At 67.2% G+C, this 26,217-nt stretch carries 24 protein-coding genes; 8 read left to right on the forward strand and 16 right to left on the reverse strand.

Going from position 1 to position 26,217, the window contains the following annotated elements; all coding sequences use genetic code 11:
- Nucleotides 1-7: 7 nt before the first annotated feature.
- The 5 genes from urtE to urtA all read right to left on the reverse strand — a co-directional run bounded on the left by urtE (nucleotide 8) and on the right by urtA (nucleotide 5,010).
- On the reverse strand, nucleotides 8-697 hold the full coding sequence (gene urtE / locus AC07YS_RS23270; RefSeq protein WP_495269810.1) for an urea ABC transporter ATP-binding subunit UrtE: 690 nt from the start codon (nucleotides 695-697) through the stop codon (nucleotides 8-10).
- A gap of 15 nt (nucleotides 698-712) precedes the next feature.
- On the reverse strand, nucleotides 713-1,456 hold the full coding sequence (gene urtD, locus AC07YS_RS23275) for an urea ABC transporter ATP-binding protein UrtD (protein WP_495269801.1): 744 nt from the start codon (nucleotides 1,454-1,456) through the stop codon (nucleotides 713-715).
- Nucleotides 1,457-1,477: 21 nt separating this feature from the next.
- The gene (gene urtC, locus AC07YS_RS23280; RefSeq protein WP_495269800.1) at nucleotides 1,478-2,674 is read right to left on the reverse strand and encodes an urea ABC transporter permease subunit UrtC; all 1,197 of its coding nucleotides are present in this window, start codon (nucleotides 2,672-2,674) and stop codon (nucleotides 1,478-1,480) included.
- Nucleotides 2,675-2,702: 28 nt separating this feature from the next.
- Nucleotides 2,703-3,617 (reverse strand): urea ABC transporter permease subunit UrtB, encoded by a 915-nt coding sequence (urtB, locus tag AC07YS_RS23285; RefSeq protein ID WP_495269799.1) that lies wholly within the window; start codon nucleotides 3,615-3,617, stop codon nucleotides 2,703-2,705.
- A 124-nt stretch (nucleotides 3,618-3,741) separates the two neighbouring features.
- Entirely contained in the window at nucleotides 3,742-5,010 is a 1,269-nt protein-coding gene (gene urtA / locus AC07YS_RS23290) for an urea ABC transporter substrate-binding protein (RefSeq protein ID WP_062478305.1), read from the reverse strand.
- A gap of 244 nt (nucleotides 5,011-5,254) precedes the next feature.
- Between urtA and AC07YS_RS23295 the strand changes: the two genes are divergently transcribed.
- The 3 genes from AC07YS_RS23295 (at nucleotide 5,255) to AC07YS_RS23305 (ending at nucleotide 10,376) form a co-directional block, all read left to right on the forward strand.
- Entirely contained in the window at nucleotides 5,255-8,650 is a 3,396-nt protein-coding gene (locus AC07YS_RS23295) for a hybrid sensor histidine kinase/response regulator (RefSeq protein WP_495269798.1), read from the forward strand.
- Nucleotides 8,622-9,515, forward strand: a complete 894-nt coding sequence (locus AC07YS_RS23300; protein WP_062474629.1) for a response regulator transcription factor — start codon at nucleotides 8,622-8,624, stop codon at nucleotides 9,513-9,515. Before AC07YS_RS23295 ends, AC07YS_RS23300 begins: the two co-directional genes overlap by 29 nt.
- 90 nt (nucleotides 9,516-9,605) lie before the next feature.
- Entirely contained in the window at nucleotides 9,606-10,376 is a 771-nt protein-coding gene (locus AC07YS_RS23305) for a TIGR04325 family methyltransferase (protein WP_492743870.1), read from the forward strand.
- Nucleotides 10,377-10,405: 29 nt separating this feature from the next.
- On the opposite strand, the gene AC07YS_RS23310 is transcribed toward AC07YS_RS23305, so the two are convergent.
- Both AC07YS_RS23310 and AC07YS_RS23315 read right to left on the reverse strand, forming a co-directional pair.
- Nucleotides 10,406-11,320 (reverse strand): amino acid ABC transporter substrate-binding protein, encoded by a 915-nt coding sequence (locus tag AC07YS_RS23310; protein ID WP_495269797.1) that lies wholly within the window; start codon nucleotides 11,318-11,320, stop codon nucleotides 10,406-10,408.
- 10 nt (nucleotides 11,321-11,330) lie between these two features.
- Nucleotides 11,331-11,762 carry a VOC family protein gene (locus tag AC07YS_RS23315; RefSeq protein WP_062474623.1) on the reverse strand — a complete coding sequence of 144 codons (432 nt, stop codon included), beginning with the start codon at nucleotides 11,760-11,762 and terminating at the stop codon, nucleotides 11,331-11,333.
- Nucleotides 11,763-11,871: 109 nt separating this feature from the next.
- Between AC07YS_RS23315 and AC07YS_RS23320 the strand changes: the two genes are divergently transcribed.
- The 5 genes from AC07YS_RS23320 to AC07YS_RS23340 all read left to right on the forward strand — a co-directional run bounded on the left by AC07YS_RS23320 (nucleotide 11,872) and on the right by AC07YS_RS23340 (nucleotide 15,671).
- Complete coding sequence (locus AC07YS_RS23320) at nucleotides 11,872-12,792, forward strand: LysR family transcriptional regulator (protein WP_495269809.1); 921 nt, start codon at nucleotides 11,872-11,874, stop codon at nucleotides 12,790-12,792.
- Nucleotides 12,793-12,816: 24 nt separating this feature from the next.
- On the forward strand, nucleotides 12,817-13,713 hold the full coding sequence (locus AC07YS_RS23325; protein WP_489057074.1) for an SPFH domain-containing protein: 897 nt from the start codon (nucleotides 12,817-12,819) through the stop codon (nucleotides 13,711-13,713).
- Between the two features lie 45 nt (nucleotides 13,714-13,758).
- On the forward strand, nucleotides 13,759-13,962 hold the full coding sequence (locus AC07YS_RS23330; protein ID WP_062474617.1) for a type II toxin-antitoxin system antitoxin: 204 nt from the start codon (nucleotides 13,759-13,761) through the stop codon (nucleotides 13,960-13,962).
- Between the two features lie 49 nt (nucleotides 13,963-14,011).
- A complete protein-coding gene (locus tag AC07YS_RS23335) occupies nucleotides 14,012-14,860 on the forward strand; it encodes a substrate-binding domain-containing protein (protein ID WP_495261746.1) in 849 nt (282 codons plus the stop codon).
- A gap of 76 nt (nucleotides 14,861-14,936) precedes the next feature.
- Nucleotides 14,937-15,671 (forward strand): transporter substrate-binding domain-containing protein, encoded by a 735-nt coding sequence (locus AC07YS_RS23340; RefSeq protein ID WP_495269796.1) that lies wholly within the window; start codon nucleotides 14,937-14,939, stop codon nucleotides 15,669-15,671.
- A gap of 152 nt (nucleotides 15,672-15,823) precedes the next feature.
- On the opposite strand, the gene AC07YS_RS23345 is transcribed toward AC07YS_RS23340, so the two are convergent.
- The 9 genes from AC07YS_RS23345 to AC07YS_RS23385 form a co-directional block, all read right to left on the reverse strand.
- Complete coding sequence (locus AC07YS_RS23345; RefSeq protein WP_495269795.1) at nucleotides 15,824-16,231, reverse strand: lipoprotein; 408 nt, start codon at nucleotides 16,229-16,231, stop codon at nucleotides 15,824-15,826.
- 74 nt (nucleotides 16,232-16,305) lie between these two features.
- Nucleotides 16,306-18,543: a M1 family metallopeptidase gene (locus AC07YS_RS23350; protein ID WP_495269794.1), complete on the reverse strand. Its 2,238-nt coding sequence runs from the start codon at nucleotides 18,541-18,543 to the stop codon at nucleotides 16,306-16,308.
- Nucleotides 18,544-19,199: 656 nt separating this feature from the next.
- Nucleotides 19,200-20,516, reverse strand: a complete 1,317-nt coding sequence (locus AC07YS_RS23355; RefSeq protein WP_495270063.1) for an MFS transporter — start codon at nucleotides 20,514-20,516, stop codon at nucleotides 19,200-19,202.
- 46 nt (nucleotides 20,517-20,562) lie between these two features.
- Nucleotides 20,563-21,669 carry a porin gene (locus AC07YS_RS23360; RefSeq protein WP_495270062.1) on the reverse strand — a complete coding sequence of 369 codons (1,107 nt, stop codon included), beginning with the start codon at nucleotides 21,667-21,669 and terminating at the stop codon, nucleotides 20,563-20,565.
- A 55-nt stretch (nucleotides 21,670-21,724) separates the two neighbouring features.
- Nucleotides 21,725-22,693 (reverse strand): PDR/VanB family oxidoreductase, encoded by a 969-nt coding sequence (locus AC07YS_RS23365; RefSeq protein WP_495270061.1) that lies wholly within the window; start codon nucleotides 22,691-22,693, stop codon nucleotides 21,725-21,727.
- 23 nt (nucleotides 22,694-22,716) lie between these two features.
- Nucleotides 22,717-23,760, reverse strand: a complete 1,044-nt coding sequence (locus AC07YS_RS23370; protein ID WP_495270060.1) for a Rieske 2Fe-2S domain-containing protein — start codon at nucleotides 23,758-23,760, stop codon at nucleotides 22,717-22,719.
- An 11-nt stretch (nucleotides 23,761-23,771) separates the two neighbouring features.
- Nucleotides 23,772-23,993 carry a recombinase-like helix-turn-helix domain-containing protein gene (locus AC07YS_RS23375; protein ID WP_062474598.1) on the reverse strand — a complete coding sequence of 74 codons (222 nt, stop codon included), beginning with the start codon at nucleotides 23,991-23,993 and terminating at the stop codon, nucleotides 23,772-23,774.
- A gap of 30 nt (nucleotides 23,994-24,023) precedes the next feature.
- Nucleotides 24,024-25,196 (reverse strand): FAD-dependent monooxygenase, encoded by a 1,173-nt coding sequence (locus AC07YS_RS23380; protein ID WP_495270059.1) that lies wholly within the window; start codon nucleotides 25,194-25,196, stop codon nucleotides 24,024-24,026.
- Between the two features lie 32 nt (nucleotides 25,197-25,228).
- Nucleotides 25,229-26,215: a Bug family tripartite tricarboxylate transporter substrate binding protein gene (locus tag AC07YS_RS23385; RefSeq protein WP_307693878.1), complete on the reverse strand. Its 987-nt coding sequence runs from the start codon at nucleotides 26,213-26,215 to the stop codon at nucleotides 25,229-25,231.
- Between the last annotated feature and the right edge of the window lie 2 nt (nucleotides 26,216-26,217).

Consider the following 26,217-nt stretch of genomic DNA (forward strand, 5'->3'; position numbering starts at 1 on the left):
GTTGTGGTTAGACAGAGAGATAGGCTTTGATGTGATCGACATCAGTCTTGTCGCGCGCGGTCTCGTGCACGAGGCGTCCGCCTTCGATGACGAAGAGCCGGTCGGCCACGTCCATCGCGAAGCTCAGCACCTGCTCGGACACGACGATGGTGATGCCGCGCAGCTTGCGGATCTCGTTGAGCGCCTTGGCGATGTCCTTGATGATCGAAGGCTGGATGCCTTCGGTGGGCTCGTCGAGCAGCAGCACCTTGGGGTCGGTGACGAGCGCGCGTGCAATGGCGAGCTGCTGCTGCTGGCCGCCGGAAAGGTTGCCGCCCTTGCGGCTTTTCATGTCCCACAGCACGGGGAACAGCGCGTAGATTTCTTCGGGGATGCGCCGGGTCTTCGAGTTCTCCAGGCCCGTCTGGATGTTCTCTTCGACGGTCAGTGTCGGGAAGATCATCCGGCCCTGCGGCACATAGGCGATGCCCTTGGCCACGCGGCGAAAGCTCTCGTCGCGCGACACGTCCTGCCCCGCGACCTCGATGCGCCCGCTCTTGATCGGCAGGATGCCCATGAGGCTCTTGAACAGCGTGGTCTTGCCCATGCCGTTGCGGCCCATGATGGCGATGGTTTCGTTCGCATGGCCTTCGAACGAAAGGCCGTGCAGCGCCTCGCTCTGGCCGTAGGCGACGTGCAGGTCTTCGACCTTCAACATGATGGTGCTCATGGTTCAGTGCCCCAGGTAGACATCGATGACCTTCGGGTCGGCCTGCACCTTCTCCATCGGCCCTTCGGCGAGGATCTTTCCCTGGTGCATCACGGTGACCTTGTGCGCGATCTGCTTCACGAAAGCCATGTCGTGCTCGATGACGATCACGGCGCGGTTCTGGCAGATGCGCTTGAGCAGGTCGGCCGTGAGTTCGCGTTCGCGCGCGCTCATGCCGGCGATGGGCTCGTCGAGCATCAGCAGCTCGGGCTCCTGCATCAGCAGCATGCCGATCTCCAGCCACTGCTTCTGGCCGTGGCTCAAGAGGCCCGCTTCGGTGCCGAGCTTGTCGGCCAGACCGATCTCCGTGGCAATCGCCTGCACCTTGCCCTTGACCTCGTCGTCGCACTGGAAGGCCAGCGCGCCGAACACCGAGCGGCCCTTCGGAAAGGACACCTCCAGGTTCTGGAACACGCTGAGGTTCTCGTAGATCGACGGCGTCTGGAACTTGCGGCCGATGCCCAGCCGCACGCGCTTGTGCTCGGCCATCTTCGTGAGCTCGGTGTTCTTGAACTTGATGCTGCCGGCGCTGGCGCGTGTCTTGCCGCAGATCAGGTCCAGCAGCGTGGTCTTGCCGGCGCCGTTGGGGCCGATGATCACGCGCAGCTCGTTCCTGTCGATGTACAGCGTCAGGTCGTCGATGGCCTTGAAGCCGTCGAAGGAGACGCTGAGGTCTTCCACGGCGAGTGCGAAGTCGGTGTTGCTCATGAGGAGGGGCTCCGGTGTCGGTCAGGCGCGCTGGCGGCCGATGCCTTCGGGCAGCACGGGCTCGGCCTGCGGCGCGGCGACGGGTGAAGGGGCCGACACGGCGGCGGGCGGCGGCTTCACCGCGGCGTCGCGCAGGGCTTGGCGGCGCGAGGCCCACCACGGCTTGATCGTGTCTTCCCACAGGCCCGCCAGGCCCATCGGGAAGGCCATGGTCACGCCGATGAAGAGCGCGGCCATCAGGAACAGCCACAGGTCGGGAAAGCTCTCGGAGAACAGCGTCTTGCCCGCATTGACCAGCAGCGCGCCGTACACCGCGCCTACCAGGCTCATGCGGCCGCCGACGGCGCAGAAGATCACCATCTCGATCGAGGGCACGATGCCCACGAAGCTCGGCGACATGAAGCCCACCTGCAGCGCGAACATCGCGCCGCCGATGCCCGAGAGCCCGGCCGCCAGGCAGAAGGTGAAGACCTTGAAGTTCGACACGTCGTAGCCCGAGAAGCGCACGCGGTCTTCCTTGTCGCGCATGGCCAGCAGCAGCGTGCCCAGCTTGCTCGTCTGCACCCAGCGGCACAGCACGATGCTGGCCACGAGCAGGCCCACGCAGACGTAGTAGAGGATGTACTTGGCGCTGTCGGTGCGGGTGTCCCAGCCCAGCAGCGTCTTCAGGTCGGTCATGCCGTTCACGCCGCCCGTGTAGCCCTGCTGGCCGATGATGAGCACCGTGCAGATCAGCGCCACCGCCTGCGTGATGATCGCGAAGTACACGCCGCCCACGCGGCGCTTGAACATCGCGAAGCTGATGAGCCAGGCCAGCGCCATCGGCGCCAGCACCACCAGCGCCAGGCTCAGCGGCAGGCTCTTGAACGGCAGCCACAGCGCGGGCAGCTCGGTGATCTGGTTCCAGTCCATGAAGTCCGGAATGCCGGGCGTCGACTGGATCTTGGTGGTGATGGGGTCCGACGCTTCGAGCTTCAGGAACATCGCCATCGCATAGCCGCCGATGCCGAAGAACACGCCCTGCCCCAGGCTCAGCACGCCGCCGTAGCCCCACACCATGACGAGGCCCACGGCCACGAAGGCATAGGTGAGGTACTTGCCCACGAGGTTGAGGCGGAAGATGTCGAGCGACAGCGGCAGCACCACCGCGAGCAGCAGCACCAGCAGCAGGAGGCTGCCGAGCTGGTAGCGCCGGATCGAGGCCTTGAGGAAATTCATCGAGAGGTTCTCCGGGAAGGAATCGGGTTCAGCGACGGACCTTGACTGCGAAAAGTCCCTGCGGGCACATCATGAGAATCAAGACGATCAGCGACAGCGTCAGCACCTTGGCCATCGAGCCGGTCATGAAGAACTCCGAGATCGACTGCGTCTGCGCAATGCCGAAGGCCGAGACCACGGTGCCCAGCAGGCTGGCCGCACCGCCGAAGGTGACGACCAGGAAGGCGTCGACGATGTACAGCGACCCCGAGGTCGGCCCGGTCGAGCCGATGGTGGTGAAGGCCGCGCCCGCCACGCCGGCAATGCCACAGCCGATGGCGAAGGTGAGGCGGTCGGTCTTCTTGGTGTCGATGCCGGTGGCGTTGGCCATGGTGCGGTTGGCCACGGTGGCACGCACCCGCAGGCCCCAGCGGCTCTTGTGCAAGGCAATGAGCACGCCGCCCGTGACCAGCGCCGTGAGCGCCAGCACAAAGAGGCCGTTGATCGGAATGTCCAGGCCTTCATGCGGCGTCCACGAGCCCATGAGCCACTCGGGCAGCGTGGGGCTCACTTCCTTCGGGCCGATGAAGGTGCGAAAGATCTGCTGCAAGCCCAGGCTCACGCCCCAGGTGGCGAGCAGCGTGTCGAGCGGCCGCTTGTACAGGTGGCGGATCAGCGCCCACTCCACGAGCCAGCCGGCGATGAAGGCGAACACGAAGGCCAGCCCGATCGCGATCGGAAAGTAGTACGGCATGAGCGAAGGCGCCATGCGTTCGGTCACCTGCGCGGCCAGGAAGATCGAGTAGGCGCCGATGGTCATGAACTCGCCATGCGCCATGTTGATCACGCCCATCTGCCCGAAGATGATCGCGAGCCCGAGGCCCATGAGCAGCAGCACCGCGAAGAGGCTCAGCCCCGCGAAGCCCTGCATCAGGCCGATGTTCATCATGTCCGAGAGGCTCATTGCGCAATATCCGGTAAGGGTCAGGGAACAAGTCGTGAGACACCGCGGAACCGGCTTTGCCGGGCCGCAGGTGTCGCCCCCTTGAGGGGGAGGCGGCTACACGAAGTGAGCCGCTTCGGGGGAGTTACTGATACCCCTTCGGGAACGGATCGGGCTTGATCAGTTCGCCCGACTCCGCAACGACCTTGAAGCTGCCGTCGAGCTGCCCCTGCCCGATCCGCGCCTTGCTCCACAGGTGGTGGTTGGCGTCGAGCTTCACGTAGCCCTCCGGCGCGGTCTTCAGCTCGATGCCCGGCGACGCCGCGACCACCTTGTCGATGTCGAAGCTGCCCGCCTTCTCCACGGCCGCTTTCCACAGCCACGGGCCGAGGTAGCCCGCCTGCGTCACGTCGCCGATCACCGCGTCCTTGCCGTACTTGGCCTTGAAGGCGGCCACGAACTTCTTGTTGTTCTCGTTGTCCAGCGTCTGGAAGTACTTCATCGACGAGTAGAAGCCCGCGAAGTTCTCGCCGCCCACGCCGGTCATCTCGTCCTCGGTCACGGCCAGCGTCAGCAGGAACTGCTTGTCGCCCGTGATGCCGGCGGCCTTGAGCTGCTTGTAGAAGGCCACGTTCGAGCCGCCCACCACCGCCGCGAAGATGCAGTCGGGCTTGGCGACCTTGATCTTGTTGATCAGCGAGTTGAAGTTGGTGTGGCCCAGCGGGTAGTACTCCTCGCCCTTGACCGAACCCTTCTGGAAGTTCTCGATGTGCTTGCGCGCGATCTTCATCGAGGTGCGCGGCCAGATGTAGTCGGAGCCGACCAGGAAGAAGGTCTTGGCCTTCTTCTCCTTCGCGCCCCAATCGAGCCCCCAGATGATCTGCTGCGTGGCCTCCTGGCCCGTGTAGATCACGTTCTTGCTCTGCTCCAGACCTTCGTAGAAGGTCGGGTAGTACAGCAGGCCGTTCTCTTTTTCGAACACCGGCAGCACGGCCTTGCGCGAGGCGCTGGTCCAGCAGCCGAACACGGCCGCGACCTTGTCGTTGACCAGGAGCTTCTTCGACTTCTCGGCGAAGGTGGGCCAGTCGGAGGCGCCGTCTTCCTTGATGACCTTGATCTTGCGACCCAGGATGCCGCCCATCGCGTTGATCTGGTCGATGGCGAGCTGCTCGGCCTGGATGGAGCCGGTCTCCGAGATGGCCATGGTGCCGGTGGACGAATGCAGCTGGCCCACCGTGACTTCGGTGTCGGTCACCGCGAGCTTGGTGGTGTTGACCTTGGCCGTGGGGAACTGACCCTGGCCGAAGCTCAGGCCGCTCAGGCCCATCACGGGCAGCGCGGCGGCGCCCTGCAGCAGGCGGCGGCGGCGCAGTGCCATGGCATCGAGGGAAGAAGGATCGGAATCACGCGACATCAGGAACTCCAGGCAGGTTGAAAGAAGAGTGAGCCGCGCACCATCGCAGTGCATCGGACGGTGCTGCGAGCACCATGGCTGGTACTTTAGAAATCACTTGCCTCTGCGCGAATACGTCATTCAACGTAGCGATAGGCCCCTGCCCGGGCCGCAGACTCGCGAGCAGACAAGGCACGGGACAGCAGGGAGCGCTTCTTGCTGTACCTGCCGCATGCCACCGTTGCCGCCGCCGCGAGAACCCGCCATGACATCCGTCTCCGGACAGAAGATCTTTCGCATCCGCCGCGACTACAACGCCTGGGTCGCGAACGAAACGCTGGAGGACTACGCGCTGCGCTACACGCCGCGCAGCTTTCGCAAGTGGTCGGAGTTCCGCGTGGCCAACGCGGCCTTCGGCGCCACCTCGTTCCTGGCGCTGGAGGCCATCGGCGGCGCCATCGCGCTGAGCTACGGTTTCTCGAACGCGCTGTGGGCGATCCTGGTGGTGGGGCTCATCACCTTCCTCACGGGCCTGCCCATCTCGTACTATGCGGCGCGCCACGGCGTGGACATGGACCTGCTCACGCGCGGCGCTGGCTTCGGCTACCTGGGCTCCACGCTCACCTCGCTGATCTACGCGAGCTTCACCTTCATCTTCTTCGCGCTCGAGGCGGCCATCCTCGCGCTGGCGCTGCAGATGTACCTGGACTGGCCGCTGTGGCTGCTGTACCTGGTGTCGTCGATCGTGATCATTCCGCTGGTGGCGCGCGGCATCACGCTCATCTCGGGGCTGCAGCTGTGGACGCAGCCGATCTGGATCGTGCTGTTCGTCTGCCCCTTCATCGCGGTGATGGTGAAGAAGCCCGAGCTGTACGCCGACTTCACCGGGCTCGTGGGCCGCACCTCGGACAGCAGCGGCTTCGATCCGCTGATGTTCGGCGCGGCGGCCACGGTGGCCTTCTCGCTCGTGGTGCAGATCGGCGAGCAGGTCGACTACCTGCGCTTTCTGCCCGAAAAGACCGCCGCCAACCGCGGGCGCTGGTGGACGGCGGTGCTGGTCGCGGGGCCGGGCTGGATCGTGCCCGGCATGCTCAAGATGATGGGCGGCGCGTTCCTCGCCTTCCTGGCGCTGCAGCACGAGATACCGGCCAACCACGCGATCGAGCCCACGCAGATGTACCTCACGGGCTTCTCGTACGTGCTGCGCGACCCGGCGTGGGTGCTGGGCATCACGGTGCTGTTCGTGGTGGTCTCGCAGATGAAGATCAACCTGACCAACGCCTACGCGGGCTCGCTGGCGTGGTCGAACTTCTTCGCGCGGCTCACGCACAGCCACCCAGGGCGCGTGGTGTGGCTGGTGTTCAACGTGGCCATCGCGATTTTGCTGATGGCGCTGGGCGTGTTCGCGGCACTGGAGCACGTGCTGGGCTTCTACAGCAACATCGCCATCGCCTGGGTCGGCGCGCTGGTGGCAGACCTCGTCATCAACAAACCGCTGGGCTGGAGCCCGAAGACCATCGAGTTCAAGCGCGCGCACCTGTACGACATCAACCCCGTGGGCCTGGTCGCGATGCTGGTGGCGGCGGCGCTCGCGATGCTGGCCTATTCCGGCGCACTCGGCCAGTGGGCGCGGGCCTTCTCGCCCTTCATCGCGCTGGCCACGGCCATGGCCGTGTCGCCGCTGCTGGCGTGGCGGACGCGCGGGCGCTACTACCTGGCGCGCACCGACATCGACCGCTGGACGCCGGGCCAGAGCGTGAAGTGCTCGGTGTGCGACAACAGCTTCGAGTCGGAAGACATGGCGCACTGCCCGGCCTACAGCGCGCCGATCTGCTCGCTGTGCTGCACGCTCGAGTCGCGCTGCCACGACCGCTGCAAGACCGACTCGCGCGCGGCCGAGCAGATGAGCGGCTGGCTGCAGGCGCTGCTGCCGCCCGCGCTGTCGGCGCGGCTGAACTTCCGCGTCGCGCACTACCTGCTGGTCGCCACCTCGCTCATTGCGCTGCTGGCCACGGTGGTGGGCGTGGTCTACGCGCAGGAGGCCATCGCGGGCACCATCGATTCGGCGATGGCGACGGCTTTTCTGAAAGTGTTCGCGCTGCTCTCGGTGATCGCCGCCGTGGCCGCGTGGTGGGTGGTGCTGGGCAGCGAGAGCCGGCAGATGGCGCAGGAAGAATCGAACCGCCACAACAACCTGCTCGCGCTCGAAATCGAAGCGCACCGCCGCACCGACGCCGCGCTGCAGACCGCCAAGGAAGCCGCCGAGGCCGCCAACCAAGCCAAGACCCGCTACGTGGCCGGCATGACGCACGAGCTGCGCACGCCGCTCAACAGCATCCTGGGCTACTCGCAGATTTTGCTCAAGGGCGGCGACGCGGCCCTGCCGCCGCGCGAGGCGGTGCAGACCATCCACCGCAGCGGCGAGCACATGCTGGGCCTCATCGACGGGCTGCTCGACCTGGCGCGCATCGAGGCCGGGCGGCTGCAGCTGGAGCCCTCGCCGCTGGCGCTGCCGGCCTTTCTCGACCAGGTGGTGCAGATGGTGCGGCCGCAGGCCGAGGCCAAGGGCCTGGCGTTCGTCTACACCCATGCGGGCCGGCTGCCGCCGTGGGTGCATGCCGACGTGAAGTGGCTGCGCCAGATTCTCATCAACCTGCTGACCAACGCCGTGCGCTTCACCGACAGCGGCACCGTCACGCTGCACGTCGACGCGCGGCGCGAGGTGCTGCGCTTCGACGTGGTCGACACCGGCATCGGCGTGGCGCCGCAGGACCGCCAGCGCATCTTCCTGCCCTTCGAGCGCGGCGCCGCAGGCCGCCGGCGCGGCGAGCCGGGCACGGGACTGGGTTTGACCATCACGGGGTTGCTCACCTCGCTCATGGGCGGCGAGCTCAAACTGGCGTCGACCTCGTCGGCGGGCAGCACCTTCAGCGTGCGCGTGTACCTGCGTGAGGTCTCCGACCCCGGCCCCCAGGCGGGCTCACGCGAACCGGTGTCGGGCTACCTGGGCGAGCGCCGCACGCTGCTGGTGGTGGACGACCAGCCGGTGCAGCGCCAGATGCTCGCCGGCATGCTCGCGCCACTGGGCTTCACGGTGCGCGAGGCGGCCAGCGGCACCGAGTGCCTGGACAGCCTGCGCGAAGAGCTGCCCTCGGCCATCCTGCTGGACCTGACGATGGACGACATGGACGGCTGGCAGACCGCGCGCTCGGTGCGGGCCTCGGGCTTTGCCGAGCTGCCGATCATCATCGTCTCGGCCAACATGTTCGAGAACCAGTCCGACCGGCTGCGCGCCGCAGGCTGCCAGGCCTTCGTGGGCAAGCCGGTGATCGAGTCGGAACTCATCGCCACGCTGGAGCGGCACCTGGGCCTCGAATGGCTGGCCATCGGCGACGCCCTGCCGCCGCCCGCCGACCCCGACACGACGCCGGTGCGCCCGCCCCTGCTCGCGCTCGGCGAAGACGACCGTGCCGACCTCATGCGCCTGGTGCAGATGGGCCATGTGCGCGGCCTGCACACCGCGCTCGACCGGCTGGCCGCGGCCTCGCCCGCCGCGGCGGCCACCTGCACCTGGCTGCGCGGCATGGTCGCGCGCTTCGAACTCGACAACCTCCGCAACGCACTGGCAGAAGATGCAGACACTCCCCTCGCCCGGTCATGAATCCGAACGCCCCGTCGTGCTGGTGGTGGACGACGCCCCCAGCAGCCTGGGCATGCTGTGCGACACGCTCGAGGCCAGCGGCTACACCGTGCTGGTGGCGGCCGACGGCGAGGCCGCGCTGCAGCGGCTCGAGCTGGTGGTGCCCGACGCGATATTGCTCGACGGCCTCATGCCCGGCCTCTCGGGCTTCGAGACCTGCCGGCGCATCAAGGCTAACGCGGCGCTGGCGCACATTCCGGTGCTGTTCATGACGGGCCTGTCGGAAACCGCGCACGTGGTCGAGGGCTTCGAGTGCGGCGGCGTCGACTACGTGGTGAAGCCGATCCGCGCGCAGGAGGTGCTGGCGCGGCTGCACACCCACACACGCAACGCCCGCATCACGCGCATGGCGCGCGACGCGGTCGACGTGGCGGGCATGGGCGTGGTGTTCGTCGACACGCGCGGGCGCATCGCCTGGCGCTCGCCGCAGGCCGCGCTGTGGCTGCACGCGCTCGAAGACCCGGTGGCGCCGGGCCGCCTGCCCGCGTCGGTGGAGCCCGCGCTGGCGCCGGGTGCGTCGATCGCCATCGGCACCGCCACGGGCATGCGCCTGTCGGTGCGCAACCTGGGCGCGGCGGCGCTGGGCGAGACCATGCTGCTGTTCGCCATCCAGCGCGAAGGCCCGGCCGCGCGCCTGGCCGATGCGGCCCTCACGCCGCGCGAGACCGAGGTGCTGTCCTGGCTCGCCAAGGGCAAGACCAACCGCGACATCGGCGAGATCCTGGGCACCAGCCCGCGCACGGTGAACAAGCACCTGGAGCACATCTTCGAGAAGCTGGGCGTGGAGACCCGCGCGGCGGCTGCGGCACTGGCGAGCGGCATGTAAAGCCCCACGGGGTAACCGCCCCCGCGGCGCTGGGCTATCGCCCCAAAGACGCCGGTTGCGCTCAGAATGCGAAAGCCACAGGAGAGAGACATGCTTTCAAGCCTGCTGACCTTCCCGCCCCGCGAAAGCGCCTACCGGCGCAAGTTCCTGAACAACACGGACGAGAACCTCTTCATGGGGTCGTTCGAGAGCTTCGAGGCGGCCGAGGCTGGCGCGCCGCCCAGCAAGGCCGTCGGCTACGCCAATGCCGACGCGGGCGAGCTCTACAGCCCGCAGATCTATTTCTACGACTATCCCGGCCTCTTCTGGCTGGGCCGTTCCATCGATGCGGGCCTGACGCGCGTGTTCGACCTGGGCGGGCACGTCGGCATCAAGTACTACGCCTTCCGGCGCGTGCTGAGCTACCCCGACACCCTGCGCTGGACGGTGTGCGACGTGCCCGGCGTGGTCGAGAGCGGCCGCGCGATGGCCGTCAAGCGCGAGGCGACCGCGCAGCTCGGCTTCACCACCGACTACCGCGACGCGAGCGGCTGCGACGTGCTGTACGTGTCGGGCAGCCTGCAGTACCTCCCGATGCGCATGGACGCCATTCTTTCCGCGCTTGCCGTGAAGCCCCGGCGCATCGTCATGAACACCACGGCCGTGCACCCCGAGCGCACGATCTACACGCTCAACAGCATCGGCGTGGCCGTGTGCGCCTACCGCATCCAGCACCACGACGAGCTGCTGGCCGACCTGGCACGCTCCGGTTACCGCAAGCGCGACGTGTGGCGCAACGAGGGCAAGCCGATCGAGGTGCCCTTCGTCGATGGCGGGGACAAGCCGTACTACGCGGGCTGCTGCTTCGACCTGATCGTCTGATTCGACCTCGTCGCCTTGCGGGTGCCGCCCTATCGCACCTCGTAGTCTTCCATCGGCTTGTCGCTGGGGTTGGCCCAGGCGGCCCTGGTCAGGGCACTGGCCGGCAGCCCCACCTTCGCGCCGTGCGGCGCAATGGGTTGCATGAACCACTTGTCGTAGAGCCGCGCGGCCCCCCCGCTCCTTGCCAACGCCAGGACGCTTTGATCGACCAGCTTCTTGAACGCGGCATCGCCCTTGGGAATCATGATCGCGATCGGCTCGACGCTGAGCACCTGGTCGAGCAAGCGGTACTGCGCGGGCTCCTTGCTCCTGGAAATCAAGGTGGCAAGGATCTGCCCGTCGGCGACGAAGCCCTCTGCGCGGCCCGATTCGAGCAGCAGGAACCCTTCGCTGTTGTCCTTGGCGTACACCTGCGCGATCTCCGGGGCGTTGTCGCGCTTGAGTTTTCTCAGGAGCTGGACGGAGGTGCTCCCCGTCGTGACGGCCACCGCCTTGCCGGCGAGCTGGGCCGCAGAAGCAACGCCGGATGTCGCCTTGACCGCGATGCGAACCCCTTCGACATAGAGCGTCGGGGCGAACGCGACGTCTTTCTGGCGCGCCGCATTGTTGGTCGTGGTGCCGCACTCGATGTCGACCGTTCCGTTCTGCACGAGCGGCATGCGGTTCTGCGGCGTGACGAGCTGGTACTTCACGTGGATCTTGCCGATCTGCAACGCCTTCCCGATGTCGGCAATGACACGTTCGCAGACCTCGACGTGAAAGCCCGTGTAGCTGCCGGGCCCCAGGGTGAAGGACATGGCGCCCGAGGCGTCGCGCACGCCCATGGTGATGGCGCCGGACTCCCTGATCTTCTTCAGCACGTCGGTTTGGGCGGATGCACGCCCGGCGCTCAGCAGGAGCGCCGCGGCCGTTGCGGCCGCCAGAAGGCAGTGGGTTGTTTTCACGTCGGCGCTTTCAGACGGCGAACAGCGAATCCAGGTCCGCAAAGGACTTCAGCTCGATGGCGTTGCCCGACGGGTCGAGAAAGAACATCGTCGCCTGTTCGCCGGGCTCGCCCTTGAACCGGATGTAGGGCTCGATCACGAATTTCGTCTGGCGTGCGATGAGCTTGTCGGCCATTGCCTGCCACAGGTCCATCGGCAGCACGGCGCCGAAGTGGCGCACGGGCACGTCATGGCCGTCCACGGCGCTGTGCGTCTTGTGGCCGCATTCGTCGGGCGCCAGGTGCGCCACGATCTGGTGGCCGTGGAAGTTGAAGTCGACCCACTCGGTCGAACTGCGGCCTTCGGGACATTCGAGCAACTCGCCGTAGAAGGCGCGCGCCTCGGCGATGTCGCGCACGGGAAAGGCCAGGTGGAACGGGATGCGTGCAGTGGGGGTGCTCATGGGGTTCATCGATCAAGGAGTTCAGGGTGAGCAAACTCTAAGCAGCGAGCCACATAACCGAAAACGATATATTTCATCGCTGAGCACCACCCATTTCGATGAATCCCGAATGATCACCGAGCTTCGAACCTTCATCGCCGTGTGTCGCCACGGCACATTCGCCGCGGCGGGAGAGCGCATCGGCCTCACGCAATCGGCCGTCAGCAGCCAGATCAAGCGGCTCGAGGAATCCCTGGGGTTCCAGCTCTTCGATCGCACAGGCCGCTCTGCCACCTTGAATGCGGCGGGCGAGACCACGCTGGGCCGGGCGGAAGAAATCTGCGGCCTCTACGCCAAGCTCGGCGAGCTGCCCGACGACGCTGCGAATGCCGGGCTGCTGCGCATCGGCGCCATTGCGTCCGCGCAGCCGACACTGGTGGCGCGGGCGCTCGAAAAATTGCGCGCCGGCTTCCCCCTGCTGCGCGTACACATCTCGCCCGGCGTGTCGATGCGGCTGATGGACGACCTGGACGCCGGCAGCATCGATGCGGCCGTGATCATCCGGCCGCCTTTCGGCATTCTTCCCGAGCTGACCTGGCAGACCCTGGTGCGCGAGCCCTATGTGCTCATTGCCCCCGCGAGCGTGCCGGGCAGGAACTGGCGCACGCTGCTGCAGGAACAGCCGTTCCTGCGCTACGACCGCGCATCGTTCGGCGGGCGCATGGTCGAACGATTCCTCCAGCGCGAAGGCCTCGTGGTCAACGACGCCATCGAGGTCGACGAAATCTCCGGGCTCATCCACCTGGCCTCCAAGGGCCTGGGCGTTGCGCTCGTGCCGTGGGTCGAGGCCCACTTGCCGCTGCCGCCGGGCGTGCGCATGCTGTCCCTCGGCGAGGCCACGTTCCATCGCGAGATCGGCCTCCTGCAGCGCAAGCCACGCGCCAGCCCGCCCCTCGTCGCGCAGTTTGCGCAGTGCCTGCGCGAGGCAGCCGAACCGGCGAAGGCGAGCCGAAAGAAAGCCTTGACGACCTCCAAAAAGATATTAGAGTGATATCACTTTCAACAGGAGGCCTTCATGCACGAGCAGACCCCGTCCATCCCTCGCCCGGTCCGCAGGGAGCGGCCGTACCGGTCCGTCAACGGATACGGCATCGTCGCCGTGGCGCTGCTGATCCTTGCGGTCGGCGCCTGGGTTCTCGTGCGGCGGATGATGCCGCTGCCCCTGAGCATCTTGCTGATCGTCGTCGGCGTCTCGCTGCTGCCGGGCCTGTACATGCTCAAGCCCAACGAGGGCATCATCCTCACGCTCTTCGGCAAGTACCAGGGCACCGACCGCAGCGAGGGCCTGCGCTGGACCAACCCGTTCCAGTCGGGCCAGAAGATCTCGCTGCGCGCGCGCAACCTCAACACGCCGCCGCTGAAGGTGAACGACAAGCGCGGCAACCCGGTGGAAATCGGCGCGGCCGTGGTCTGGCGCGTGCACGACACGGCGCAGGCCGTGTTCGAGATCGACGACTACAACAAGTTCGTCGCCATCCAGTCCGAAGCCGCCATCCGCCACCTGGCCACGCTCTACGCCTACGACAGCGGCGACGACCTGCAAAGCGACGAGGTCACGTTGCGCGCCGGCCTGGACGTGGTGGCCGACGCCCTCAAGGCCGAGCTGAACCAGCGCTTTGCCAGCGCCGGCGTCGAGGTGCTCGATGCCAAGCTCACTCACCTGGCCTACGCGCCCGAGATCGCCCAGGTGATGCTGCGGCGCCAGCAGGCGGTGGCCATCGTGAGCGCGCGGCACCAGATCGTGGCGGGCGCGGTCGGCATGGTCGAGGCCGCCCTCAAGGGCCTGTCGGAGCGCAATCTCGTCGTGCTCGACGACGAGCGCAAGGCCTCGATGGTGTCGAACCTGCTGGTGGTACTGTGCTCGGACCGCGAAACCCAGCCCGTGGTCAACACGGGCACGCTCTACACCTGATGCATCCACGGCACCTGTCCACCGCCCCCACGTCGTTGTTCCCTGATGGCCAGTCCCGGTAAGAAGTCCTACCCGCTGCGCATCGATCCGGCCCTGTGGGCCGAGATCGAGCGGCTGGCGGCCCAGGAGCTGCGCAGCGCGAACGCGCAGGTCGAGTTCCTGCTGCGCGAAGGGCTGGCGAAACGGGGGCGCCTGCCGGCGGCGGCTGCGCCCGCCAAGGACGCGGACCCGCCCAAACCCTCGCGCTAGTAGTTACCCGGAATTTCCTGAAGGCCGATTGACAGCCTCGGCCCCTACGATGGCACGGCACGATCTTCAGGAGACACACGCCGTGACAGCCTTCGCCTTCCCTCGTTCCGCCCTGACCCGCCGCGCCGCCCTGGCGCTGGCCGCCTCCTTCGCGCTCGCCGGTTGCGTCAGCACCCCACCCGCCGCGACGGGCGACATCCACGTCATGACCTCCGGCGGCTTCACCGCCGCCTACAACGAGCTGCGCCCCGGCTTCGAGCGCAGCACCGGCCGCAGCGTGAAGACGGCCTACGGCGCGTCGATGGGCAACGCCAGCGACTCGATTCCCAGCCGCCTGGGGCGCAACGAGCCGGCCGACGTCGTGATCCTGGCGCGCCCCGCGCTCGATGCGCTGGTGGCGCAGGGCAAGGTGGTGGCGGGCAGCCAGGTCGACCTGGTGCGCTCGTCGATCGGCTTCGCGGTGCGCAAGGGTGCGCCCAAGCCCGACATCGGCACGGTCGATGCGCTCAAGCGCACGCTGCTCGCAGCGCCGTCGATCGCCTACTCGGCAAGCGCGAGCGGCACGTACTACGAGACCGAGCTGCTCAAGACGCTGGGCATCGAGGACCAGGTGAAGCCCAAGAGCAAGCGCATCCTCAGCGAGCGCGTGGGCACGGTGGTGGCGCGCGGCGACGCGGCCCTCGGCCTGCAGCAGGTGAGCGAGCTGCTGCCCATCGAAGGCATCGACTACATCGGCCCGCTGCCCGCCGAGGTGCAGCGCGTGACGGTGTTCTCGGCCGGCGTGGCCACGGCCTCGAAGCAGCCCGAGGCGGCGCGCCAGCTGATCCGCTACCTCAACGCGCCGGCCGCGGCGCCGACGATCGCGAAGACGGGGCTGGAGCCGCTCTCCGCGCGGTGAATGGCGCGCTGAACCGGCGGCCCCACGGCCCGTAAACTGGCGGCCTTCATCCCCGCCTTCCCGACGAACGGACGCCATGACCACTTCGCCCTCTTCCGCCCTCGTGACCGCCTTCGCGCCCAGCGGCACGCTGCGCGCCTCGATCAACCTCGGCAATCCGATCCTGGCCAACAAGGACGCCACCACGGGCGAGCCGGTCGGCGTGTCGATCGACCTGGCCCGCGAGTTCGCGCGGCGGCTTGGCGTGGGCATCGAGCTGGTGGTGTTCGAGAAGGCCGCAGCCTCGGTGGACGCGGTGAAGAACGAGAAGGCCGACATCGGCTTCTTCGCGGTCGATCCGGCGCGCAGCGAAGGGCTGCGCTTCACGGCGCCTTATGTGCTGATCGAGGGCAGCTACCTCGTGCCCGAATCCTCTGCGCTGACCGACAACGCGCAGGTCGATGCTGAAGGCCACCGCATCTCGGTCGGCTCTGGGAGCGCCTACGACCTGTTCCTCACGCGCGAGATCAAGGCGGCCGAGATCGTGCGCCTTCAGGGCGCGGGGCCTGCGCTCGCTGCATTGCGCGCGGGGCAGGTCGAGGTGGCGGCGGGCATTCGCCAGCTGCTCGAAGGCGAAGCGGCCCGTGCGCCGGGGGTGCGTGTGCTGCCGGGGCGCTTCATGGTGATCCAGCAGGCGATGGGGACACCGGCCAGCCGGGGGGCTGAGGCGCAGGCGCTGCTTGCTGCCTTTGTCGAGGAGATGAAGGCTTCTGGCTTTGTGGCCGATGCGTTGAAACGCCATCGCATCGAAGGCGCGATCGTTGCGCCGTAACTGAGCGCTCTTGTTCAGGGCGCGTGCACAGGCCACCGGGTACTTCCCTCCGCGAATGTCCCCCGGCCTTCGGCCTCCTCCTTGATTTCGCTGCGGGAAGCACCCAGTGTCCTGTGCCCGCTGAGTGCTGTCGTGATGGTGGTGGTGGCCGATCAGAGCTTGTGCGCTTCCACCGGTCCCTGCGAATAGAAGAGGAAGTAGCCCGTCTGGGTTTTGAAGCCGTTCTTCTGCCACCCGGGCGGCACCTTGAAGATGCCGAGCTGGTCGCTCGAAATGCCGACGAAGGACGTGTTCTCCGTGTCGGTGGTGATGCGGCTCCAGCGCTCGCGCGACACCGGTTGCATCTGCATCTTGGGTTCGCTCCATTCGGGCGTGCGCACCTTGTCGCGCATGATGTAGCGGTCGCCGTCGCGCTCGATCTTGACGACCTCCTTGAGCACGCCGTTGCGCTCGACGGCATAGACGCCGACCAGTTCGGTTTCGGGCCCGCCGCGCACGCCGCAGGCCGAGAGTAGTGACACGCAGGCCACTGCCAGCAAAGAATTCAGAAGAGTTTTCATGAGGTTCGAATGAGGTGACGCATGCGCCGCCGAGCGGCACATGCGAGGGTTCACGAAAGTGAGTTCAGTTCAACTCAACGCTTCTGGTTCTCGCGCAGCGTCAGGCTGCCCTGGAAGCGCAGCGCGTGCGGGTACTCCTCCTTGCCGCCCGCGTCCACCGCCGCCATCTTCTGCTGGCTCAGCTGCGTCTTGGCGAGCAGCGGCGCCGGCAGGTTGAGCACGCCCTTGATCTGGTCGTACTGCGCCTGCGTGATGCGCCCCACGCCCAGCAGGCGGAAGGCATCGCGCTCGATGTTCAGCAGCAGCGGCTTGTTGCCCGCGAAGTTCTGCACCTTGGCCAGCAGGTTGCTCCACGAGGGCGCGCTGTAGTTGCTCACGTAGTAGTCCTGCCCCGTCGGCCCGGCCAGCACCGCGGTGCAGCCCGGCAGCTCGACCTGCGTGGCGTTGTTCGACATCACGAAGGTCTCGCGCTTTTCCATCGCGTCGCCGTACGCCAGCGTGACGGGAATGGTCCACGTCGAGGCCGGGAACTGGTTCTGGTTGGGGAACGACTCCTGCGTGATGTTGACGTAGGTGCGGTCGCCGGCGCACTGCGCATCGACCGTGAGCAGCGGAATGCCGGTCTGGCGGATGAAGCTGTCGCCGATCTCGCTCACCTTCTTGCCGCCGGCCGCCTTCTCCAGCGAGGTCCACAACCGCGTGGGCGTGACGTTGCCGAACGCGTAGTCCTTCAGGTAGATCTGCAGGCCTTTCTGCATCGCCTCTTCGCCGATGTAGTTCTGCACCATCTCTAGCACGTGGCTGCCCTTGTTGTAGACAAAGATCGCCGGGCTGATGAAGCCGAAGGAGCCCGCGTCGTTCAGGTTGCGCTGCACCGGCACGGCCGAGGGCTTCAGGTCGGCCACGATCACGTTGTGCTTGTCGAGCACGTAGTCGGAGAAGCTGTAGTACTCGGGGTGGAACTTGATCGTGGTGCGTCGTTCGAACCAGCGCGCAAACGACTCGTTGAGCCACACGTTGTCCCACCAGTCGAGCGTGACGAGGTCGCCGAACCACTGGTGCGCCACCTCGTGCGTGACCACGGTCACCGAGTACAGCGTGGGCTTGTCGCCGGGCTTGGTGAGCACCGCGTCGGCAAACTCGAAGATCGCGCCCCAGTTCTCCATGCCGCCGAAGCCGGTGTTGGGCTTGTTGTCGTAGCTGTCGTTGGCGGCCACGGTGTCGAACTTCTTGAAGGGCAGCGAGATGCCGGTGTACTTGTAGTAGTAGTCCATCGACACCTTGGTCCACTCCATCGCGAACTTGGCCCAGTCGGAGCGGCCCGGCGGCGTGAACCAGCGCAGCGCCATGTCGCTGCCGTCCAGCGGGTTCTTGAAGGTGTCGGCCAGGATGTCGAACTTGCCGCCGCCGAAGAAGGCCAGGTACATCGGCATCGAAGGCGTCTTCTCGAAGGCCACGCGCTGATAGCCGTCGGGCAGCTTCACGGCCTCGGTCTGCGCGCCGTTGGACACGGTCTTCCAGTCGCCCGGCACCTCGGCCGAGATCTCGAAGGTGTGGCGGAAGGCCGGCTCGTCCCAGCCCGGGAACCACTGGCGCGCAAAGTTGGTTTCGCCCTGCGTCACGATGGCGTCGCTGCTCACGCCCTCGGGCGTGGACAGGCCCACCTTGAAGATGCCCGACGCGGCCGAGCACAGCGGGTTCTTCGCCATCACTTCCGGCGTGCAGTACTCGGCGTCGGAAAACTGAATCTTGCCGTCCCACTCCATGTGCAGCAGGTACTTGCCCTTGGCGATCTGGCCGTCGTTCAGGCGCAGCTGCACGAAGTCGCCGCGCGTCTGCGGCGTGGGAATCAGCGGGATCACCTCGCCCGGCTTGGACACCTTGCGCAGCGTGGTGCGCCCGCGCGCAAAGTTGAGGTCGTGCGCGGCGACGACGATGGCGTCGACCGGCTTGAGCACGTCGATCTCCACGTCGGCGCGACCCACGAAAGTCTTGAGCGCCGCATCGGGGCGGAACCACAGCTTGTAGTTCACGGGCCAGACCGTGTCGGGCAACTCCATCGGCCGGGCCGAACGATCGACCGCGGCCACTGCCGATTCGGGTGCGGCGGGCACGCCGTCGTCGGGGGTCTTCTTGGTGGTGTCGCCGCTGTCGGCCGCGGGCGCGTTGGCCAGCGACGGCGCATTCAGGCCGGAGCCGCCGAAGGATGCGCCACCGCCGCTGTCTCCGCCGCCGCCGCAGGCCGTCAGCGCGGCAAGGGTCACGGCCGTGAGGGCCAGGCAATGAACGACAGGTGTATTCAGTGATTTCATGATCGCCTCTGGGTACTCTTGGTAAGGAACATGCGCCGCACCGCAGGCACCGGCGGATAGCCGGCGATGCACGTGACGCGCGCGGAATGAGTGGAACGACAGATCAACAGGAAATGCGGGCAGCACAGCGCCCTCCCGGCGAACAAACCGTTCGTCAGGAACGCAGGCTCAGGCCGGACCGCACCGCGTGTGCAGCGGTGGTCCCAGGATGCGCGGGGCGAGCGGCGCCATTCCCGTCAAGACGCGGGGTGTGGGGGGGAGCGTGTGAACGCGGTGGGGTGTCGCGGGCCGGGCTCAGTGCCCGTGCATCGACGCGATGCGTTCACCCGTCAGGTGAACGGCCGGGGCCATGGCGAAAGCGATGGCGACGGCAAGACTGGCTGCGGCTCTTGTGGTTGATTTCACGCGCATTCCCTCGTCCGTTGAAGTGCACGCAGTTGTAGCTGATCGATGCAATGAGCTCAACGATCCGCGGAACTTTTCTCTCTCCAATTGTTCGCGCGCGATAGGCCGAATGGCGTCATGGCACGCGACGCATGCCATGCACTACGAAGATGGTTCTGCGACCGAAACACCTGCTCACGCAGATGACAAAAACACGAGGCCTTCACTGTGACGAAGCGGCCACAGTACGAAGGTTCAAGCCACGGCGAAGGCTACGAAAGCTGTGAACCAGAGACTGCAGCAGTGCGTTGCGCGCGCTCGCGCCACCACAGCAAGAAGCCGCATGCGAACACGACGAGCTGCGTGCCGATGAGCAGTGCAAAGCCCGCGAAGAAACCCGCCGCCGACGAGGCCGCGGTGACCGCCGTGTTCGCTGCGCCCGAGCCATGCGACACCGCGGTGATCACGCCGCCCATCAGCGCCGGCATGAAGCCCGCCACGAGGCTACCCACGCCGTTGGTCACGCCGAAGGCACTGGCCGTGTGCTCGGGCCGCGAACAGTGCTGCACCGTGCTTGGAATGGCGGGGCTTTGCAGGCCCCAGAAGAAGTTCGCCGCCACGAGGCAGGTCGCGGCCATGTACGGGTCGCGCGCATTGATGGCCAGCAGCACCGACAGCGCCACGCCCGCGCTCGCGCCCATGAAGATGAAGGGCACGCGGTCGCGCCCGAGCTTGTCGATGAGCACGCCGCCCGTGAACACCGCGAGCACGGTGGCGTACTGCGGCAGCGAGGCGATCCAGCCCATCTCGCGCAGCGAGAAGCCGCGCGCCTCGCGCAGGTAGGTCGGCAGCCAGTTGCTGCTGCCCCAGAGGTAGGCCAGCGCCGCCGAGGTCAGCAGCGTGATGAGGAACAGGTGCCGCGTGTGCAGCGCACCTTTCACGATGCCCGCCACGCGCGACATCGCATCGCCCAGCGACGAGGGCTTGATGCCGTCGCCGTGCCCCGCAGGCATGCGCACGAAGGCCAGCACCAGCGGAATGCCCAGCACGATGTTGAGCACGCCCAGCACGTGGAACGAGCTGTCCCATTCGAACTGCGTGAGCAGGTAGCCCACCAGCGGATAGCCCACCGCCAGGCCCAGGCCCGTGCCCATGTTCACCAGCGCATTGGGCTTGCCGTTCTCGTCGCTCTTGAAGTGCGCCTTGATGTACGACGAAGCCAGCGAGAACAGCGGCCCTTCCGACACGCCCAGCAGCACGCGCGACGCCAGCAGCAGGCCGTAGCTGTTGAACATCGGCGAGGCCCAGGTCACCACGCCCCACAGCACGAGACCATAGATCAGGCTGCGCCGCACGCCGAACAGCGCCGAGCAGAACGGCGTGAGCACGAAGGCCGAGATGCCGTAGCCCAGCATGAAGGCCGTGGCCAGCAGGCCCTGGCTCACGCGGTCGGAGGCGTCGATGCCCACGTGCTTCAGAAACGCCGCATCGGTGATCAGCACCGCGATGTTGATGCGGTCCACGTAGGAGATCGCCACGATCACGAACAGCGTGATGACGCCGTACCAACGGAAGTTCTTGCTCTGCATGACCGGGGCTCTCTCTTGCGGGGGTGGTGCGCGCTGTCTTGCGCGCCTAGAACATGTGCCGCATGCCGAACTCGACGCCGCTGGAGGCGCGGTTGGGCATGGTGATGGCGCCGGCCAGGGCCTGCGTCGCACCGTTCTTGTTGCTGATGCGCGCGATGGTGCCGTACACCGCCGTGCGCTTGGACAGGTTGTGCACGTAGCCGATGGCCAGCTTCGACGTCGTGGGCTCGCGCACCGCGTTGGCAGGCTCCAGCTTGTAGCGCGCGTACGAGGCCTTGATCTCGCCCGGCCCGATGGGCAGCTGGAAGCCGACCAGCACGCCCTTGGCATCGGTGCTGCCCTTCGATTCCTTGTACAGCTCGCTCGTGAGCTTGAGGTTCATGAGCGCCGCATCGAAGGTGTAGGACGCGCCCAGGTTGGTCACGCGCAGGTCGCCGGCGGCGTAGCGCGTGCGGCCGGTGGCAATGGCCACGTTGAGGCCGCCGCTCTGGTAGCCGAAGCGCGCGCCCGTGTGCTGGCCGTCGCGCTTGTTCGACACCTGGGTGCCGGGCAGCACCGAGTTCGAATCGTTCTCGCCCATCGCGTACATCACCTGGCCGTAGAAACCGCCCAGGTTGGCCGGCAGGAAGTAGCCGATGCTGTTCGAGGCGCGCGTGCCGGTGGGTGCCACCAGGCCGCCCAGGCCCGAGAAGTAGATCTGGTTGGCGCCGATGCCGCCGCCGGTGCCGAAGGGGTCGAAGATCGCGGTGTTCCAGAAGGCGGGCACGTAGTCGCGGCCCAGGCGCACTTCACCGAAGGGGCCGGCCAGGCTCACGGTCGAGCGGCGGTTGAAGCTCAGCACGCCGGGCGTGCCGTTGCCGCTGGCCTGGTTGTTGGAGTTCGACGGAAAGCCGGTGCCGCTGTCGTTCTGCAGGCCCATCTCGAGCCAGAAGTTGGCCGAGTAACCGCCGCCGAGGTCTTCCGTGCCGCGAAAACCGAGGCGGCTGAACATGTTGCCGCTGTTGCCCAGCTGCGTCTTGTGGGCCGATCCGTTGCCGCTGCCGCGCGTGTAGACCACGGAGGCATCGACGACGCCGAAGAGCGTCACGGAAGATTGGGCCAGCGCTGCGCCAGCCGCGGTGGCCGCAGCCATCGCGATCAAGTACTTTTTCATTGAATGTCTCGGTTGGTTTTCTTCTCGGCCGTCTTGTCGGTTGTGGCCTTGTTGCTCAGATATCCAGCACCAGCCGCTCGCCCTTGCAGCGAGAGACGCAGATCATCATGGTCTTGTTGGACGCACGTTCGATCTTGGTGAGGATGCCGTCGTGGTGATCGACTTCGCCCTCGAGCACCGCCGTTTCGCAGGCGCCGCAGACGCCTTCCTTGCAGCTGTGGTCGGGGTTGAGGCCAGCGTCGATCAGGCTGTCGAGAATCGACTTGCCCGGAGGCACCTCGATGCTCTTGCCGCTCTTGGCGCACTGCACCACGCAGGTCTGCGTGGCGCTGGGCGCCTCCACATGCACGGCGGCGAAGCGTTCGATGTGGGCGTTGGCATAACCCAGTTGCTCGCAGCTCTTTTCGAAGGCGTCGAGCATTGGCGTGGGGCCGCAGCAGTAGTAGTGGCTGGTGGCGCCCTTGCCGGCCAGCAGCGATGCGAGGTCGGGCGGCGCGCCCTTCTCGTCGTCGAAGTGCCAGGTGAGCTGCACCGACTTCTCGGTGGCCAGCGCCTCGATGGCGTCGCAGAAGGCGGCTTCCTTGCGGGTGCGCGCGCAATACACGAACTCCACCGGCTTGCCGATGGCGATGAGCCGCTGCAGCATGCACCAGATGGGCGTCACGCCGATGCCGCCGGCCACCAGCACCGAGCGTTCGGCGCCCTCTTCCAGCTTGAAGTTGTTGCGTGGCGCCGAGATGGGCAGCGTCATGCCCACGCGCAGCTGCTGGTGCACGTAGCGCGAGCCGCCGCGGCTCTTGCGGTCGTTGAGCACGCCCACCACGTAGCGCTGGCGGTCGCTCGAAGGGTTGCACAGCGAGTAGCTGCGCACCAGCCCGTTGGGCAGGTGCAGGTCGATGTGGGAGCCGGCCTCGAAGGCGGGAAAGTCCACCGCCGGCGTGGCCGGCCGGAACTCGACGCTGACGATGCCGTCGGCCTCGTAGCGCATGGTGTGCACGAGGGCGTTCAGCGTGGGAGAAGACATGGCGATGCTCGCTTGCTTTCAGTTCAGGCCGTGGCGGCCTCGGCTTGCGCCAGTTGCGCCTGCGCGAGGTTGCGCATGTGGCGGCGCAGGCGGACGATGCCCAGGTCGTGCTGGTACAGGTTCTCGTGCTGGTTGGCGTCGGCTTCCATCTCTTCGAGCATCACGCGGTCCTGCTCCAGCACGTGCCAGTGGCGCGCCTCGAGGCGGTTCTTGTAGAGGAAGCGCCAGGTGTCGCGCTCCCAGCCCGGCGACAGCTTGCGTGCGCGCCAGAAGAAGGTGGCGGTCATGCCGTTGGCCATCGGCGAGAAGGCGCCGATGATGATGAAGTTGCCGCCGGGGCCGCCGGTCTTCGGGTACGGAATCTCCAGGCGCATCCAGTGGATGCCGGTGTCGGCCCACTCGGTCCAGTCGAAGTTGACGTTGCGCTGGCCTTCCTTCTCGAACACGAAGCCAATGTCGGTCGGGCGCACACCGAACTTGGCGCTGGAGTCGCCCTCGGCCATCGAGTGCGACTGCTTGTGGAGGTAGGTGCCGTGCATCGGGTCCATCACGTTGTCCAGCACGTAGCGGTAGTCGCCCTTCCACTCCGTGTAGCACAGGAAGTTCGAGTACTCGGCCTCGTCGGTCAGCTGCTCGGGCAGCACCAGCGGCGGCGGCACGTCGACCGGCTCCTTCGAGTTGTAGAGGAACACGGCGCCCGCGCGCTCCTGCACGTGAAAGTGGCGCGTGGCACGCGAGCCTTCGAGCTTGCAGCCGGGGCTGCCGGGCACGCGCGTGACCACGCCGTCATGGCGCACTTCCACGCCGTGGTACGGGCACGAAAGCCGGTCGCCCAGCACCACGCCCTGCGACAGCGGTGCGCCGCGGTGCGGGCAGCGGTCTTCGAGTGCGTGCAGCACGCCTTCGCCGTCGCGCCACAGCGCGAGCTTGCGGCCGAGGCGGCGCAGGGAGATCGGGTTCTCCTTGATGAAGTGCGAGGGGCAGATCGGGTACCAGAGGTCCTTCAGGCCGATCTCGAGCAGGTGGTCGACCGGATCGGCGGGAACGGGATGGATGGCGATGGTCATGGTGGTTCTCCTCAGGCGGCCAGCGTGGCCATTTCCTTGCGGTACAGCGCCTCGGTCCATGCGAGGCCGCCCGGCGTGGCCAGGCCGCTGTCGTTCAGGCGCTGCACCAGGCCCGGCAGGTCATGGATGCCGTCGGCGTAGGCGCGTTCGATCACGTCGCCCAGCAGGTCTTCGTAGGTGGTCGCGGGGCGCTGGCGCGCCTGGTGCGGTTGGAGAAAGCGGTCTTGTTGCATCGTGAGCCTCCGTAAGCGAGGGGAAAAATTTCAGGCGGTGGCAGCGGCGACAGCGCCCTGCGCCGGCACGCCCAGCGGCACGGCCCAGGCGTCGTAGGCGTACACCCAGTCGGCGTTGCCGCCTTCGCGCAGCCAGTTGTTGCCGCGCGAGCCGAGCTGCACCTGGCTGGCGCGCTCGATACGGGCGGTCTGGTAGGCCTGCAGCGCGGCGGGAATGCCGGCCATGGCCACGCCGTCGAGGTGGCGCGACAGCACCACGGCGTCCTCGATGGCCATGCCGGCGCCCTGCGCCATGAAGGGCAGCATCGGGTGCGCGGCATCGCCCAGCAGCGCCATGCGGCCCTGCGCCCAGGCGGGCATGGGGTCGCGCTCGTACAGCGCGGTCTTCAGCACCGTGTCGCAGGCGTCGAGCAGCGCGCGCGCCTCGGGGTGGTAGGCCACGTACTGCTCGCGCAGCTCGTCGACGCTGCCCGGCGCGGTCCACGATTCGAGGTGCCAGGTGTCCTGCGGCGTGGTGGCGAAGATGAAGATGTCCTTGCCGCGGTTCAGCGGGAAGGTGACGATCTGGCTTTGCGGGTTCGGGCCCCACCACTTGGTGAAGGCGCCCAGGTTGGGCACGCCGGCCACGCGCTCGGCGGGCACCACGGCGCGGTAGGCGACGATGCCGGTGAAGCGCGAGCTCTCCGCGCCGAACATCGCGGTGCGCACCCCCGAGTGGATGCCGTCGGCACCAATGAGCGCACCCACGCGGGCGCTGGTGCCGTCGCTGAACGACAGGGTCACGCCGTTGTCGTCGGCCGCGATGGTCTCGGCGCGCTTGCCCAGCGCCACGCGCTCGGCCGGGAACATGTCGGCCAGCGCAGCCAGCAGGTCGGCGCGGTGGATGGTGAGCTGCGGCGCGCCGTAGCGCTGCTCGGCCGAGTCGGCCATTTCGAGGCGCGAGGTTTCTTCGCCGCTGTCGTAGGTGCGGCTGATGCGGTGCGACGGGCGGGCCGCCGTCACGCGGGCGGCATCGCCCACGCCCAGGCCGTCGAGGGCGCGCACGGCGTTCGGTGTGAGGTTGATGTCGGCGCCGACGCGGGCGAACTGCTTGGCCTGTTCGAACACGACCACGTCGTGCCCCGCGCGGCGCAGTGCGATGGCGGCGACCAGGCCGCCGATGCCGGCACCGACGATGCCGATGGTGGATTCGCTTGTCTGCATGGTCTCTGTCTCTCTTTGTTCTTGGGGGTGGCTCACTCGGCCACGATGTTGCGGGCCTTGATGATCCGGGCCCAGACGGCCGTCTCATCGCGGATGTGCGCAGCGAACTCGGCGGGCTTCATGGCCGCGTCGGTCATGCCCTGTGCCTTCAGGCGTTCGCGCACGTCGGGCTGGGCCAGCATCTCGGCTGCGTCCTTGGCGAGCTGTTCGACCACGGCGGGCGGCGTGCCCTTGGGGGCCAGCAGGCCATACCACGAGGTCACGGCCACGCCCTGGATGCCCTGCTCCGCCAGCGTGGGGATGTCGGGCGCGGCGGCGCTGCGCTTGGCTTCGGTCACGCCCAGCGCGACGAGCTTGCCGTTCTTGATGAAGGGCATGGTCGCGGGCAGGTTGCTGAACATCAGCGGCACCGAGCCGCCGAGCACGTCGTTGAGCGCGGGTGCCGTGCCCTTGTAGGGCACGTGCAGCAGGTCGATGCCGGCCTGCTGCTTGAACAGCTCGCCCGCCAGGTGCAGGCCGCTGCCCACGCCGGGCGAGGCATACGACAGCGTGTTGGGCTTGGCCTTGGCCATGGCCACCAGCTCCTTCGCGCTCTTGATGCCCGAGGCCGGCGACGCCACCAGCACGTTGGGCGCCTTGGCGAGCATGGTGACGGGCACGAAGTCCTTCTCGATGTTGAACGGGAAGTTCGGCATCAACGTCGGGTTGATCGTGAGGTTGCCAGCGGGCACCACGAGCAGCGTGTGGCCGTCGCCCTTGGCGCGCTTGACCTTGTCGATGCCGATGTTGCCCGCCGCGCCCACCATGTTCTCGACCACGGCCGCCTGGCCGTAGCGCTTGGCCAGGCCGTCGGACAGGATGCGGGCCAGCGTGTCGACCGGGCCGCCGGGCGGGAACGGCGAGACGATGGTGAAGCGGTCGCTCGACAGCTGCTTGTGCGCATCGCTCTGCGCGTGCGCGGGCAAGGCGATGGCCAGCGCCGCGGCAGCCAGCAGGGAGAAAGAAAAACGTCGTTGCATGA

It is taken from the genome of Variovorax sp. GW458-11-26-14-LB1 (genome assembly GCF_059423965.1).

Coding starts and splice junctions, on each gene's coding strand:
- urtE (WP_495269810.1), bottom strand. CDS start 697: ATGTTGAAGGTCGAAGACCTGCACGTCGCCTACGGCCAGAGCGAGGCG.
- urtD (WP_495269801.1), bottom strand. CDS start 1,456: ATGAGCAACACCGACTTCGCACTCGCCGTGGAAGACCTCAGCGTCTCC.
- urtC (WP_495269800.1), bottom strand. CDS start 2,674: ATGAATTTCCTCAAGGCCTCGATCCGGCGCTACCAGCTCGGCAGCCTC.
- urtB (WP_495269799.1), bottom strand. CDS start 3,617: ATGAGCCTCTCGGACATGATGAACATCGGCCTGATGCAGGGCTTCGCG.
- urtA (WP_062478305.1), bottom strand. CDS start 5,010: ATGTCGCGTGATTCCGATCCTTCTTCCCTCGATGCCATGGCACTGCGC.
- AC07YS_RS23295 (WP_495269798.1), top strand. CDS start 5,255: ATGACATCCGTCTCCGGACAGAAGATCTTTCGCATCCGCCGCGACTAC.
- AC07YS_RS23300 (WP_062474629.1), top strand. CDS start 8,622: ATGCAGACACTCCCCTCGCCCGGTCATGAATCCGAACGCCCCGTCGTG.
- AC07YS_RS23305 (WP_492743870.1), top strand. CDS start 9,606: ATGCTTTCAAGCCTGCTGACCTTCCCGCCCCGCGAAAGCGCCTACCGG.
- AC07YS_RS23315 (WP_062474623.1), bottom strand. CDS start 11,762: ATGAGCACCCCCACTGCACGCATCCCGTTCCACCTGGCCTTTCCCGTG.
- AC07YS_RS23320 (WP_495269809.1), top strand. CDS start 11,872: ATGATCACCGAGCTTCGAACCTTCATCGCCGTGTGTCGCCACGGCACA.
- AC07YS_RS23325 (WP_489057074.1), top strand. CDS start 12,817: ATGCACGAGCAGACCCCGTCCATCCCTCGCCCGGTCCGCAGGGAGCGG.
- AC07YS_RS23330 (WP_062474617.1), top strand. CDS start 13,759: ATGGCCAGTCCCGGTAAGAAGTCCTACCCGCTGCGCATCGATCCGGCC.
- AC07YS_RS23335 (WP_495261746.1), top strand. CDS start 14,012: ATGGCACGGCACGATCTTCAGGAGACACACGCCGTGACAGCCTTCGCC.
- AC07YS_RS23340 (WP_495269796.1), top strand. CDS start 14,937: ATGACCACTTCGCCCTCTTCCGCCCTCGTGACCGCCTTCGCGCCCAGC.
- AC07YS_RS23345 (WP_495269795.1), bottom strand. CDS start 16,231: ATGAAAACTCTTCTGAATTCTTTGCTGGCAGTGGCCTGCGTGTCACTA.
- AC07YS_RS23350 (WP_495269794.1), bottom strand. CDS start 18,543: ATGAAATCACTGAATACACCTGTCGTTCATTGCCTGGCCCTCACGGCC.
- AC07YS_RS23355 (WP_495270063.1), bottom strand. CDS start 20,516: ATGCAGAGCAAGAACTTCCGTTGGTACGGCGTCATCACGCTGTTCGTG.
- AC07YS_RS23360 (WP_495270062.1), bottom strand. CDS start 21,669: ATGAAAAAGTACTTGATCGCGATGGCTGCGGCCACCGCGGCTGGCGCA.
- AC07YS_RS23365 (WP_495270061.1), bottom strand. CDS start 22,693: ATGTCTTCTCCCACGCTGAACGCCCTCGTGCACACCATGCGCTACGAG.
- AC07YS_RS23370 (WP_495270060.1), bottom strand. CDS start 23,760: ATGACCATCGCCATCCATCCCGTTCCCGCCGATCCGGTCGACCACCTG.
- AC07YS_RS23375 (WP_062474598.1), bottom strand. CDS start 23,993: ATGCAACAAGACCGCTTTCTCCAACCGCACCAGGCGCGCCAGCGCCCC.
- AC07YS_RS23380 (WP_495270059.1), bottom strand. CDS start 25,196: ATGCAGACAAGCGAATCCACCATCGGCATCGTCGGTGCCGGCATCGGC.
- AC07YS_RS23385 (WP_307693878.1), bottom strand. CDS start 26,215: ATGCAACGACGTTTTTCTTTCTCCCTGCTGGCTGCCGCGGCGCTGGCC.